Source organism: Brasilonema bromeliae SPC951, from assembly GCF_012912135.1.
Lineage (GTDB): Bacteria > Cyanobacteriota > Cyanobacteriia > Cyanobacteriales > Nostocaceae > Brasilonema > Brasilonema bromeliae.
Window position 1 is genome coordinate 1 of record NZ_QMEB01000181.1, and the last position, 13,952, is coordinate 13,952.

A 13,952-nucleotide genomic window follows, 5' to 3' on the forward strand; every position below is an offset into this window, starting at 1 on the left:
TATAGCAGTTGCCAGGTAGATTAGGACATGAACTAATGAGAAAATACGGACACCATAAGACTTTCACACGCCTGTTAAGAGTTCCCTGTTAAGAGTTCCCTGTTCCCTGCTATAACTATTAATTTTTCACTTTTCTGTCTTGAGGAATAATCTCTGTTACGACCTTTTTACCAGAACCATCGCTGTTGACGACTATCGTTTCTGCTTGCAAATCACCAGAGGCTTTTTGACCTGTAAAAGCTAATGGGGGGTCTGCTTGGCGATAAACGACATCCCCTTGAGCCTCAACTAATTTTTTGTCAAAATACCATGTTAAAGTTTTTGATTTGAGAGACTGACCACGCTCTCCAACGCTATAAACGTTTCCTGTTAAATAAACAGTTTTTTGCGGTATCTTCATTTCGCCTTGATTCGCACTAAGTGCTACTTTTTGGGCCTGATGGAAGACCCGCACAGGAGAATTCGTTGTTACTGTTTCTGAGTTTAAGTTCCAAGTCATAGAGTTACTAGCGACTTGCACTGGTGGGTCTAGTAACTCTATTTGTGCATTTTTCTTAATAGTGGCAATTTTTGTTTTCAAGTTGACTTCAGCGGAGTCTCCTCGACCTCGGTCGGTAATTTGGTTGTTTTTATAGTGATCCATTTGGACAGGGCGATCGCCTATTAATGTTTCTTCTTTGATTCGCCAAATCAAATGCTCAGTTCGCATTTGTAATTGTGGTTCTAAGGAGTTTGCGATCACCCCTCCAGAAAATTCCATGCGCTGTTCGCGAGTTTTGACTCGCGCCTCCTGCGCTACTGCTTGTAGTTGTTTATGAGTTCCATGAAGCTGCTTACGCACAATCAGCAAATCTTCTTTTGGTCGCCACTCCAACTCATTACCTTGCAAAACAACACCATTAAGAGGATCTATTGCGACAATTTTCCCTTTTAGAAACAATTGCTTACCATCTTGCGCAATGTCTGCCATTTGAGCTTGTACTTGATAAACCACTTTGCCATCTTGGTAAAGTTCACCATATGGACTTTGCGCTGCACCAATTTGTTTTTCTTTGGTGTATTTTGCCTGTTTTGCTCTGACTTTCCAAATTGGTCTGCCAACTTCATCTGCTTGCTCTAAGGTGACACCAAAGAAAGTCAGGTTGCTATCTTTGTCTCCAGGCGATGGACTTTCAACAGGTGGTTTGGTTGTGACGTGAGTTTGGCTCCCAGCACAACCAACTAGCCCTGTGGAAATAAGGGAGATGAGCAAGATGAGAGAACTCTTAACCAAGGGGAGATGAGGTAATGCAGTGAAATTCAAAATTTGCAATTTGGAGATTGCGTCGCTTCCCGCCACGGCTATGTCCAGAGGACACGCTCTTGCAACGCCTCGCGGCTTCAGCTCGCAACGCTTTGCGATTTTGAATTGATTTGTCCCCCTCATCCTCCTTATCTCCCTTTCTCCTGTTGCTTACTGCTTCATTAGTCTTGCATTTCAATCTGTTGGCTGTCGCTTTCCCTGGGGTCTTCCAAATATCCTATAGGGGCTAGTGATCGATCTATTACTCGATAAGGGTAGCTTTGGCGAGGGGTTTTTTGAATATCTTCTTTAATTGCTTCTAAATCAATATAGCGATCGCTCACATTGATTAAACTGTCGCTCGTCATAGACCGTAAACTGACCACTTCAACCCGCACACCGCGATAGCTGACTGAATTGACTGCATACGCCAGATCCCCGTCACCACTGACTAACACTGCTGTATCATAGGAATCTACTAAAGCCATCATATCTACCGCAATTTCTACATCCAAGTTGGCTTTTTTGGAGCCATCTGGCAACTGTACTAAATCCTTGGCAATAACGCGGTATCCGTTGCGTCGCATCCACAACAGAAAACCCTGCTGCTTTTCATTTGTGCGGTCTACTCCAGTGTAAAAGAAGGCTCGCAGCAATCTCGAACCTCCGGTTAATCGACATAGTAGCTTGGTGTAATCAATTTCAATTCCTAGTTGCAGTGCTGCATAAAATAAATTTGAGCCATCAATAAATATGGCGACACGGCCTCGATTTTCTAAAACTTGTTCTGGCGTAAATATCGAATCATTTTCCAAATTATTCAACATTGTTGTCATACCTCATTTTTTATCACAAGTAATAATTGATACTTGTTTTTGCTTGTAGAACGGTGGAGAACGGTTTATGATAATCTTTCAGGACTGATAAATTTAGTCCTGATAAAATCAGACAAAATCAGTAATGGAGATTGAAACAATTAATCGTTTTTAGGAGGTTCTATTTTTTTAAAGACTGGTCGGGCTTGACCCAGCTTTTGTTGATTTGTTAGCACTCCCCATGTCCCATGAATGGCAAAAGGAGCGGCGGTGGCAGTTTCTATTTGTTCATTAAAATTAATTCCGAAACCTAGTTGCTGGTAAATATCACTACTTGTATCAGGGATGATTGGAGATAGGAGATAGGCTGCTAGTCTCACTGATTCAAGAACTGCATACAGAACCTGCTCTACGGCTTGCTGTTGTCCTTGTTTATACAATGACCAAGGGGCTTGTTCATCAAGAAACTTGTTACTAGTTTTCACCAGTGAAAGGACGGCCTTGCAAGCTTGATTGAAGGCTAGCGCTTCGTAAGCATTTCTTACCTGTTCCCCAAGAGGTAAACCAATCGCTTTCAAAGCATGTTCAAAAGGTATATCTTCATTTGTAATTGTCGGCACATTGCCAGCGCAGTATTTCTTCACCATGCCTAAAGTACGGTTTAGCAAATTACCTAAATCATTTGCCAAATCTGCATTCAGCACATCAATGAATCTACTTTCATTAAAGTCGCCATCCTTGCCAAATTCGATTTCCTTAAGGAAGTAATAACGAACAGCATCACTACCATACCGCTCCACCAAACCTATAGGATCGAGGGTATTACCCAGACTTTTGCCCATTTTCTGACCATCTTTGGTCAAAAAACCATGCCCAAAGACTCTCTCTGGTAATGACAAGCCAGCTGACATGAGCATTGCTGGCCAGTACACTGCATGGAAGCGCAGGATATCCTTACCAATCAGATGCAAATTGATCGGCCACCATTTTGCTAAGGCATTTTTAATGGTTGGTTCTTCATCGGGTTCTAGCAAAGCAGTGACATAACCTAGAAGCGCATCGAACCAAACATAAAGAGTATGGTTAGGATCAACTGGTACAGGAAAACCCCAATCTACATTCACTCGTGAAATGGAGAAGTCCTGCAACCCTTGATTTACAAAGCTGAGGACTTCATTTCGACGACTCTCTGGTTGGATAAAATCCGGTCGAGACTCGTAAAGTGCTTGCAGTTTTTCTTGATATTTAGATAAGCGGAAGAAATAGTTTTGCTCGTCTCGCCACTCAACTTCTTTGTTTGGGTGGAGAGGACACCGGTGTCCTTCTAACAGTTCTCTTTCTTCTTTGAATTCTTCACACGAAACGCAGTACCAGCCTTTTTGTTGTCCGTGGTAAATGTCTCCAGCTTCCCACACTCGCTGGAAAAATTCTTTGACTAGAACTTCATGACGAGGAGCGGTTGTACGAATAAATCTATCGTATTGAATGTTTAGTAACTGCCATAACGAGACAAAACCTGCGGACATTTCATCACTAAAGCTTTGGGGCGATCGCCCTTTACTTTCTGCTGTCCGCTGAATTTTTTGCCCGTGCTCATCTGTACCTGTAATCAAGAGGACTCTATGCCCCAAAAGTCTCTGAAACCTTGCCACCACATCTGCTGCCATTGTTGTATAAGCACTGCCAATATGGGGTAAGTCGTTTACATAATATAGCGGTGTTGTGAGTGCAAATGTGTTTTGTGTTTTCTTCACTTGATTCATCTAAAAAAAACTAGTTGTTAAAAACGTTTTCTATCTTACTTTTTTTGGTAAAACCACGCAATTATATAACATAAGTGTCACTTATTCAAGAATATCTTAATATTAGCAAATTTCTCTAGGTTGAGTTTTTTTGATGAACGGCATAATTTCAGCTAATTTCTCTAAAAAATACCGAAAATCTTTGCTCATATTCCACACAAAACTTGTCATTACATTAAGATTATTAGAAGAAAAACCTCTTTTCCACAAATAATTTTACCGATTTTGTGAATCTGAACATTTCTACCTTAAGGCAGTCGCCCTTATCGGTTAAGAAATGTAAAATTTTAATGAAAAATAAGCTGCGAAATTTTCGGATTCTATATTAAAGATGAGTGTAAATAGCCCCCTTGAGATTTCTCGCTGGTTACTGGCGGCGCTATCAACCAAAATGTTTCGCTACTATGAGGATCGCATTCCCCAAGATGCGAGTGTGTTAGTAGTGAGCAATCACCGCAGCTTTATGGATGCACCCATTTTAATGGCGGCTCTATCGAGTTCTATTCGCTTTGCTTGCCATCACTACATGGGGCAAGTGCCAATCATGCGGGAGATTGTTACAGGACAATTGGGCTGCTTTCCTCTAGAGGAGGCAAATCAACACCGCCAGCAAAGCTTTTTCCAACAGTCACAACTCCTGTTGCAATCAAAGCAAATAGTAGGAGTCTTTCCTGAAGGAACAAAACCAATGGTAGAATTTACCCAAGCCAACCGGGTGGGTGAATTTCAACGAGGTTTTGCCCATTTGGCATTGCGAGCGCAGGTGCGAGATTTAGCAATTTTGCCAATCGCAATAGCATCCCTTGAAGAAGTTAACACATCTGCTGTACCTTTGAGGGTATTAAGTTTGTTTGACCCTTCAGAACCTTTATTTAATCAGTCAGGTTGGCATCCACTAGTCACATATCAACGTGTTGCTGTTCTCATTGGTCACCCATATTGGATTAAGCCTCTACGAAAAGAAAAATACCAAGGAAGAAAAGCAAGAACTGTGGTGACAGAATTGACAAATCATTGTCACTCAGAAATTGCAAACTTACTGCGTGAAGGTTGCTATTAAAAATTTTAGTCATTAGTCCTTATAGTTAGCTGATGACTCTTGACTGCCTCCTCTTGACTGTTGACTCTTGTGACCAATGACTATTTCAAAAGTTGAGCTAAAACCGTGTTTCCTCACTCCTAAACGACTCCAGCCAGAGTTCCCCTTGTTTGTGTATTTACCAGGGATGGATGGAACTGGTCAATTGTTGCGATCGCAAACTGCTGGATTAGAAGTTGGCTTTGATGTCCGTTGTTTAGCGATACCAAGGGAAGATCTCACCAGTTGGGATGACTTAGCCAATAATGTCTTGGACTTGATCCATGCAGAATTAGAAAAAAATTCCCAACGTCCCGTTTATCTGTGTGGGGAGTCCTTTGGTGGTTGTTTGGCGCAGAAAGTGGCGATTCTTGCACCACAGCTGTTTAAGCGCATTATTCTCATCAACTCAGCCAGCGCCTTTAATCTTCGCCCTTTATTAACTTGGGCATCTCAATTGAGTTACTTAGTTCCATCTAACCTTTATAACATTGGTGCACTAGGTTTATTGCCTTTTTTGGCATCTTTGCCACGTATTTCCAGGAGTGATAGACAAGAACTCCTAAAAACCATGCGTTCCGTACCACCAGAAACTGTACTGTGGCGAATCTCGTTACTGAGAGATTTTTGTGTTGAAGAGAAACAGTTACGTCGCCTGACTCAACCTGTTTTGGTGATTGCGGGTGGTAGCGATCGACTTTTACCTTCCTTAGCTGAAGCAAAACGTTTGGTTAGTATTTTACCCAATTCTAAAATGGTGGTACTACCACAATGTGGACACGCTTGCTTGTTAGAAACAGATACTAACCTCTATGAAATTATGAAGGCGAATGATTTTTTAGACAGTAGTGCTGAAGCAGTTCAGGTGCTGGGGTAGAAGGAGGGGCTACAGGGCTGAATTCACATCAAAAGTCGGGCGTTACTCAATTAAATATCCATACTCTAGGACACCCCTTGCAAGTGGCGTGTCCCAATACTTCTCGGTTAGTGAGGATAATCCCATGAAGATCCCCCCAACCCGCCTTAGAAAGGAGGGCTATTTTCTGCTCTCCACCCCCTTTTTAACTCTGTCGCCGTAGGCGGGGAGATCAGAAAATTGGGTGGATAAAGCTTTATCCGAGAAGTATTGTGGCGTGTCCTATCTTCTTATCCCATTTACTAACTTAAGTCAGACAAAGTTACGCCTTGGTGTTGTTTTTTTGGAAAACACTAGTTTGAATGAAGTTACGCTCTGTTTCATTTCTTGACAAAACGTTGATAATATGAGTTGAGATGAATTTGCCCTAGATACTTCAGATCCGGAATTTTCTGGGACTAGATGACGAGTTGCTTCTAAAGTGAGAGTAACTTGAATTGTGACCTTGCAACGTCAACTCATTATTCGACGCTTGGGCAAGTTAGGAGTCAATCAAACACAGACGTTGAATGCACTTATAATTCAATTTTTAAAATTAATGTAATCAAATTTATACTGACGTCCAAACTAGCTGCTAGCTATCGTTTGAGTAGAAGTTTTTTCAAACATCCTCTAACGACTTATCCTTATAGAAAGATGCCAAGCTGATCACACCTTCGCTACAAATAAAATAGGGAGATTTTTAAAGAAGGTGCTAGGCAATGGCAGAAAAACTTAAAAAAGACACAGATGAGACAAAATTAAATAAGATACTTGCCTCCGATACAAAAGAAGAAAAGCCATCCTTGTTAGAAGCCGTTGCTGAAACAGTAGGTTGTGTTTTGGGAACGGCTGTGGACGTAGGAACAGCTGCTGGTAACACTGCTATGGAAGCTGGTAAAGTCGTTGTAGAAACTGCCGCTGATGTAGGAGAAGCTGCAGCAAAACAAAGTCATAACCTGATTTCACAAGCAACTCACACAGCAGGACAAGTTGCAGAACGTATTGGCGAAATTTGGCTGGTCCGAAAGCTGGCTGGGTTTTTAAATCTGAATTGGCTTTTTGGTGCTGTTGATACTGTGAATTTAGATAAAGCAGAAGCAGAAGTCAAAAAGCTCAAGCAAAAATACCCGAATGAATCACCTAGACAAATTGCCCACCGCATTATGCTTGACAAAGCAACTAAAGCGGGCGGAATCGGATTAGCAAGTAGTGTTTTGCCGGGAGTCGCAGCGGCTTTGTTGGCAATTGATTTAGCAGCTACGACAGAGTTGCAGTCAGAAATGGTTTATCAAATTGCATCCCTCTACGGATTAGATTTAAAAGATCCCTCCCGTAAGGGAGAAGTGTTGGCGATTTTTGGTTTGGCGTTGGGTGGCGGTCGTCTTTTGAAAGCAGCAGGTTTAGGTTTACTAAGAAATATACCTTTTGCTGGCGCAGTGATTGGTGCTAGCTCTAATGCTACAATGATTTATTCGTTGGGGTATGCGGCTTGTCGGTTTTATGAAGCGAAGCTAGATGCATCAAAGTCGCTCGATTCTGAGGAGACACTGAATACTTTAAAACAACAAAGCGAAAATTATCTGGAAAAAGCAATGGCTCAAGAAGCCGCAATGGATCAAGTGTTGGTTCATTTTATCATTGCTAGCTATCCAGAAAAAACATGGGAAGAAATTTCGACAGAGTTACAAGGTTTGAACCTCAGTTCATCTTCCTTGAAAACAATCTCTGAAAATATTAAATCACCATCACCTTTAGATACACTTCTGAATCAACTCAACCGCGATTTTGCTGTACCACTATTAGCTCAATGTTATAAAATTGCCCGAGTCAAAGGTGAGATGACCCCAGTAGCACAACATATTATTGATACTATTGCTGCTAAATTTGACATTGATATCAATTTTGTTCAGTCCACTGTTGATGCATCCGGAAATTTTACAAATAAACAATAATTCATTTGTCTAGTAGAAGAGACTCTACTAAACAAGCCGGTTTCTCAAAGAAGCCGGCTTTCTTATTCATAGAAATATACCATATTAGAGAAATCTATCTCAAGGTCATTCCACAGAGGTTCTTATCAGTCTTAAGGTAGATTGTAGCAATACTCCCAGCATTTTTCGTCTGGCAAAGCAATGTTGGAAATTTTGTCCTGCAATCATTGTATTAGAAGTCTTAAAAAACAGAAGTCTGAAGTTGGAGTAAAGGCTTATGCCTAACTTCACCGTTACTAAAAACATTGCACAAGCTGCAAGTGTCTTTGTTATTTGCCTCGGTTGTGTCGTATTGATTGGCTGGACATTTGATATTGCTTTACTCAAAAGTCTACTGCCAGGACTGGTCACAATGAAAGTTAATGCAGCCGTTGCTTTCTTACTCTCTGGGGTATCACTTTGGCTTTTGTCAAAACAAGCAAGCCAGACTTGGGGGATAACTTCCTCGTCTTCTCCATCTTTGTCACTCCTGATTGCCCAAGGATGTGCGTTCGCAGTTACTAATATCGGTCTAATCACGTTATGTCAATACCTATTTGGATGGAATTGTGGAATTGACGAACTGCTGTTCCGTGACTCGCCAAAAGCCGTGGAAACATCTCATCCTGGTCGGATGGGGGCAAATTCTGCCGTTAATTTTCTGCTATCGGGTTTAAGTCTATGGTTATTAGGGCAGAAAACTCATCGCAGTTCTTGGTTAGGTCAGGGTTTGAGTTTGATTGTAGGTTTGATTTCTTTGCTAACATTTGTTGGCTATGTCTATGGGGTGAAAAATTTTTACCAGTTCGGCGTTTATACTACCTCAATGGCGTTACACACAGCCCTAGGATTTGGAGTGCTGTGTTTGGGAGTGTTATACACCCATCCGGAGCGCGGTTTCATGCAAACGATGACTAGTGAACTGAATGGTGGGGCGATCGCCCGCAGGTTTATACCAAGTGCAATCGTGCTGCCCTTAATTCTGGGCTGGTTAATACTTGTGGGCCAAAGGGCGAAACAATATGACCCCGCTTTCAGCATATCGCTTCTGGTGGTGTCGCTAGAAGTCATGTTTTTGGCACTGATTTGGCGAAATGCGGGGTTCATTAATCGCGTGGATAGCGATCGCAAAAAAGTCGAAGCCGCACTACAGGAAAGTGAAGAACGCTATCGGCTGCTTGCTGAAAACGTTCCCCAGATGGTTTGGATGAGCAATCACGATGGCTTTGTAGAATACTACAATCAGCGCTGGCTAGACTACACAGGACTCAAATCCCAAGAAATCTTGGGGTGGAATTGGCAACAGCTAGTTCATCCTGATGACTTACCACAAACTATAGAACAATGGACAACTGGACTCAAGACGGGAAATCGCTATGAGGTGCAGTACCGCCTGAAACGAGTTGATGGGGTTTATCGTTGGCATCTAGCACAAGCTTTACCATTACGTGATGAGGACGGTACAATTCTCAAGTGGTTTGGCACCTGCACTGATATCGATGACCAAAAACAGACAGAACAAGCACTGCGTCAAAGTGAAGCACGGCTACGGCTATTTGTCAACTCCGATATCATTGGCATTCAGTTTGGCGATGTATATGGAGGATTAACTGAGGTAAATGATGCCTACCTCCATATTGTTGGTTATACCCGTAAAGATTTCTTACGAGGTAAAGTGCGCTGGACTCAGATAACTCCAAGCGAGTATCTACCGTTAGATGAAGCGGCGATCGCCGAGGCGAAGATCAAAGGATTTTGCACTCCTTACGAGAAAGAGTATATCCGTAAAGATGGTTCTCGTGTTCCAGTCATCATTGGCTTCGCCTTCATTGATGAGCAACGGGAAGAGGTGATCGCCTTCATTGTGGACATTAGCGAACGCAAGCGAGCAGAAGCAGAACGCGATCGCTTTTTTACGCTATCAGTTGATATGCTCTGCATCACCGGATTGGATGGTTACTTCAAGCGTATAAACCCGGCTTTTGAGAGAATTCTCGGCTACACTCAGGCAGAACTGCTGAGCACGCCATTTATTGAGTTTGTACATCCAGAAGACCGAGCAAAAACCGAGTCTGAAGTGGAGAAACTTGCAACAGGAGCCGTAACACTCAATTTCGAGAACCGCTACCTGTGTAAAGATGGTTCCTACAAATGGCTGGTTTGGAATGCTGTTCCCGATGTTGAGTTAGAGTTGTTGTATGCAGTTGCCCATGATATCACTGAGCGCAAACAAATAGAGCAGACGCTGCGAGAACAGGCAGAAGCTTTGCGAATTAGTAGAGAACGTCTGGATTTGGTCATTCAGGGAGCAGAAGTCGGTGTCTGGTACTGCAACTTACCACTGGACAAACTGATTTGGAACGACCAGTGCAAAGCACATTTTGGTCTACCACCTGATGCTGAAGTCACGATTGATTTATGTTATCAACTGCTGCATGATGATGACCGGGAACCCACACGCCAAGCAGTTCAGCACGCTATTGAGCAGGCGACTGGTTATGATGTGGACTACCGCACAGTAGCCCCAGATGGACGCGTACGTTGGATCCGAGCAATTGGACACACTTTCTGTGATGCGGCTGGCACACCAACGCGCTTTGACGGCATTACTATTGACATTACTGAGCGCAAACGAGCACAAGCCGCCCTTGTTGAAAGCGAGAAGCGCTTTCGCCATGTTACAGACACTGCTCCGATGATGGTTTGGATGTCCGGTACGGATAAACTCTATGACTACTTCAATAAACCTTGGTTAGATTTTACTGGACGGACGATCGAGCAGGAACTAGGGAATGGTTGGACTGAAGGTATTCATCCCGACGATTTTCAGCGTTGTCTAGAAACTTACGTCAATTCTTTTGATGCCCGCCAAGAGTTTCAAATGGAGTATCGCCTGCGACGGTTTGATGGAGAATATCGTTGGGTTTTAGATATTGGTGTGCCTCGGTTCACTTCAGAGGGAGAATTTTTGGGTTATATCGGCTCTTGTGTAGATATAGAAGACCGCAAGCAAGTCGAAGCTCAAATTCAACAACTCAACGAAACCTTAGAAGAACGGGTAAAACAGCGCACGTCTCAATTAGAAGCAGCCAACAGAGAACTAGAATCCTTTTCTTACTCCGTCTCTCATGACTTGCGGGCACCATTGCGCCACATCGCTGGATTCGTTGACTTGCTGCAAAAACGTCTTGTGTCAACAGGGGTGGACGACACGAGTAGACGTTACCTCAACACTATCACTGAAGCAACGAAACAAGCGGGTAAATTAATTGATGATTTGTTAACTTTTTCCCATGTGGGACGTTCGCAAATGCGTCATACCACCATTGACATGAATCTACTGCTGCGGGAGGTGCAACGCGATTTCAAACTAGAAACCAAAAGCCGTCAGGTTTCCTGGCACATAGAATCATTACCTCAAGTACAAGGAGACCCCGATCTGTTGCGGCTGGTTCTGCGTAACCTCTTGGAAAATGCTCTCAAGTATAGTAAAACTCGCCCTTTGACACAAATAACTGTAGGTAGTACCACCGGTCATCAAGAAGTGGTATTCTTCGTGCGAGATAACGGCATTGGTTTTGATATGAAATATGTTCACAAGTTGTTTGGTGTTTTTCAACGCCTGCACAGTGACCCACAATTTGAAGGTACAGGTGTGGGATTGGCAAATGTCCAACGCATTATTCACCGTCATGGCGGACGCGTTTGGGCAGAAAGTGAAATAGATAATGGGGCGACTTTTTATTTTTCGCTACCAAGAAGCTCTGGAGTGGAAAGTGGAGAGTAGAGAATATACGATGGAATTAAAGCGCATTCTCCTAGTAGAGGACAGCATTAACGATGTTGAGTTAATCCTGACTTCACTGGCAGAAAACCATTTGGGCAATGAAGTTGTCGTCGTTCGTGACGGTGAAGAAGCATTGGATTACCTCTATCGTCGAGGTTTGTATCGTTTGCGTCGGGAGGGTCATCCCGTTGTGGTGCTATTGGATCTTAAGTTACCAAAAATTGATGGCATAGAAGTCCTTGCACAACTCAAAGCTGACCCAGAATTGCGAGTCGTACCAGTAGTGGTGTTGACTTCTTCCCGTGAAGAGCAAGATCTCACTCGCTGTTACGAACTTGGCACCAATGGCTACGTAGTCAAACCAATCGATTTTCTTGAATTTGTTGAAGTGATTAAAGGTTTGGGATTATTTTGGGCAATAATAAATGAACCCCCTCCCGGTTCCATACCTCCGGCACGCAGTAGTCAAGGAGTAGCAGGAATATAGTCATGTCAGGTCTAAGATTTCTCTTGCTGGAAGATAATCTGCTGGATGCAGAACTGATCAATGCCTTGTTGACCGAAAACGGTATTGCTTGCGAACTGATACACGTGAAAACGCAAGCAGAATTCCAGACAGCGCTAGAGCAAGATGGCTTTGACCTGATTCTTTCAGATTACGCTTTGCCGGGATTTGATGGTATTACAGCTCTTGTAATAGCGCAGCATCACTCCCCAGAGATTCCCTTCATTTTTGTCACCGCAACAATGGGGGAAGAAGTCGCAATTGAAACCCTCAAAAGTGGTGCCACTGACTATGTTCTCAAGCAAAGATTAGGGCGTCTTATACCATCGGTACGTCGGGCGCTACGCGAAGCCCAGTATCAACGCACCTGCAAAATGGCAGAGGTAGAACTGTACCGTCGTGAGCAGGAGTTTAGAGCTTTAGCGGAAAACTCACCAGATGCGATCACCCGCATTGATGGAGAACTCCGCTATAGCTACGTAAATCCCACAATAGAAGTAGCAACAGGAATACCACTAGAAAAGTGGATTGGCAAAACAGTTGCCGAAATCGATTATCCAGAAGAATTTTCGACAACTTGGGAAGCGAAATTGAGCCAAGTGTTTGCCACAGGATCTGAGTCCTCGATGGAGTTTGATGTTCCCTCACATCAGGGACGCATTTACTACCAAGCCAGGATAGTGCCAGAATATGCTCCTGATGGTTCCGTACAATCATTGCTGAGTATTGCTCGTGATGTGACGGAGTACAAGCGCTCAGAACAGGCATTACGGGAAAACGAAGCCCAATTACGGCAACAAAAGGAAGAATTGGAACGGGCAAATAAAATTAAGGATGAGTTTTTGGCAGTACTTTCCCATGAGTTGCGATCGCCCCTCAACGCCATCCTCGGTTGGTCAAAAATACTACGTACCCGGAACTTGGATCCAAAGAGTTTCAATCGTGCCTTGGAAACAATTGAGCGCAACGCCAAATTACAGACACAACTGATTGAAGATTTGCTGGATGTATCCCGGATTATTCGTGGCAAGTTGACTCTGCGTCCCTACCCAACAAATTTGATTCCAGCAATTGAAGCTGCAATAGATACAATGCGTCTAGCAGCTCAAGCCAAATCAATTGATTTGCAATTTATCATTTTAGACTCTGAATTGGAAACCAAATTCCAAATTCCAAATTCTCAATCCCCTCCTATTGCACTACAATCGCCACCCTCACAGGAAATTGCAGCGCGTCCACAACAGAACGAACCTCTGCTGGCGCAAAACTCCTCTGTGGAAAGCCCTGGTTCTCTATCTCAAATTCCAGGACAAAAATTCCACGTTTTAGGCGATCCTAGCCGATTACAGCAAATAGTCTGGAATCTCCTTTCTAATGCTATAAAGTTTACCCCACAGGGAGGACGAGTGGAAGTGCTGCTGGAAAGAGTTGGGGGAGATGAAAAAGATGAAGGAGCAACATCTTCCTCATCCCCACTCCCCATTCGCCACTCCTCAAACCACGCTAAAATTACGGTGATAGATACAGGAATTGGTATTAAAGCTGACTTTATTCCTTACGTGTTTGATTCTTTTCGTCAAGGAGATGGTTCTACCACCCGCAAATACGGGGGTTTGGGATTGGGTTTGGCAATTGTACGTCACCTAGTAGAACTGCATGGTGGAACTGTCAGTGCAGAAAGTTCTGGAGAAGGAAAAGGCGCAACATTTGCAGTGGAATTACCTATTCTTGAGGATAAAAAAGCAAGGAAAATTATTTCGTCTGCCTCATCTGCCTCATCTGCCTCATCTGCCTCATCTCCATTAGAACTGTCTC

At 43.2% G+C, this 13,952-nt stretch carries 9 protein-coding genes; 6 read left to right on the forward strand and 3 right to left on the reverse strand.

All coding sequences use genetic code 11. The features are described from left to right. Window positions 1–118: 118 nt before the first annotated feature. The 3 genes from lptC to metG form a co-directional block, all read right to left on the reverse strand. Window positions 119–1,426, reverse strand: a complete 1,308-nt coding sequence (gene lptC / locus DP116_RS20230; RefSeq protein ID WP_169156878.1) for an LPS export ABC transporter periplasmic protein LptC — start codon at window positions 1,424–1,426, stop codon at window positions 119–121. Window positions 1,427–1,464: 38 nt separating this feature from the next. Next, window positions 1,465–2,109, reverse strand: coding sequence for a LabA-like NYN domain-containing protein (locus DP116_RS20235; RefSeq protein WP_169156885.1), 645 nt, complete (start codon window positions 2,107–2,109; stop codon window positions 1,465–1,467). A 149-nt stretch (window positions 2,110–2,258) separates the two neighbouring features. Further along, window positions 2,259–3,860: a methionine--tRNA ligase gene (gene metG, locus DP116_RS20240; RefSeq protein ID WP_169156879.1), complete on the reverse strand. Its 1,602-nt coding sequence runs from the start codon at window positions 3,858–3,860 to the stop codon at window positions 2,259–2,261. Window positions 3,861–4,230: 370 nt separating this feature from the next. Between metG and DP116_RS20245 the strand changes: the two genes are divergently transcribed. The 6 genes from DP116_RS20245 to DP116_RS20280 form a co-directional block, all read left to right on the forward strand. Next, window positions 4,231–4,959 (forward strand): lysophospholipid acyltransferase family protein, encoded by a 729-nt coding sequence (locus tag DP116_RS20245; RefSeq protein WP_169156880.1) that lies wholly within the window; start codon window positions 4,231–4,233, stop codon window positions 4,957–4,959. Between the two features lie 76 nt (window positions 4,960–5,035). Further along, window positions 5,036–5,854: an alpha/beta fold hydrolase gene (locus DP116_RS20250; protein WP_169156881.1), complete on the forward strand. Its 819-nt coding sequence runs from the start codon at window positions 5,036–5,038 to the stop codon at window positions 5,852–5,854. 740 nt (window positions 5,855–6,594) lie between these two features. After that, window positions 6,595–7,827: a hypothetical protein gene (locus DP116_RS20255; protein WP_169156882.1), complete on the forward strand. Its 1,233-nt coding sequence runs from the start codon at window positions 6,595–6,597 to the stop codon at window positions 7,825–7,827. Between the two features lie 256 nt (window positions 7,828–8,083). After that, window positions 8,084–11,632 (forward strand): PAS domain S-box protein, encoded by a 3,549-nt coding sequence (locus DP116_RS29555; RefSeq protein WP_246275721.1) that lies wholly within the window; start codon window positions 8,084–8,086, stop codon window positions 11,630–11,632. Between the two features lie 10 nt (window positions 11,633–11,642). After that, window positions 11,643–12,119 (forward strand): response regulator, encoded by a 477-nt coding sequence (locus tag DP116_RS20275; protein WP_169156883.1) that lies wholly within the window; start codon window positions 11,643–11,645, stop codon window positions 12,117–12,119. A gap of 2 nt (window positions 12,120–12,121) precedes the next feature. Then, the coding region (locus tag DP116_RS20280; protein ID WP_169156884.1) for a sensor histidine kinase at window positions 12,122–13,952 on the forward strand (1,831 nt) is incomplete at its 3' end.

Excerpts from the sequence above, each read along its gene's own strand:
- lptC (WP_169156878.1), bottom strand. The coding sequence starts at position 1,426 with ATGAGGGGGACAAATCAATTCAAAATCGCAAAGCGTTGCGAGCTGAAG.
- DP116_RS20250 (WP_169156881.1), top strand. The coding sequence starts at position 5,036 with ATGACTATTTCAAAAGTTGAGCTAAAACCGTGTTTCCTCACTCCTAAA.
- DP116_RS20245 (WP_169156880.1), top strand. The coding sequence starts at position 4,231 with ATGAGTGTAAATAGCCCCCTTGAGATTTCTCGCTGGTTACTGGCGGCG.
- DP116_RS29555 (WP_246275721.1), top strand. The coding sequence starts at position 8,084 with ATGCCTAACTTCACCGTTACTAAAAACATTGCACAAGCTGCAAGTGTC.
- DP116_RS20255 (WP_169156882.1), top strand. The coding sequence starts at position 6,595 with ATGGCAGAAAAACTTAAAAAAGACACAGATGAGACAAAATTAAATAAG.
- DP116_RS20275 (WP_169156883.1), top strand. The coding sequence starts at position 11,643 with ATGGAATTAAAGCGCATTCTCCTAGTAGAGGACAGCATTAACGATGTT.
- DP116_RS20235 (WP_169156885.1), bottom strand. The coding sequence starts at position 2,109 with ATGTTGAATAATTTGGAAAATGATTCGATATTTACGCCAGAACAAGTT.
- metG (WP_169156879.1), bottom strand. The coding sequence starts at position 3,860 with ATGAATCAAGTGAAGAAAACACAAAACACATTTGCACTCACAACACCG.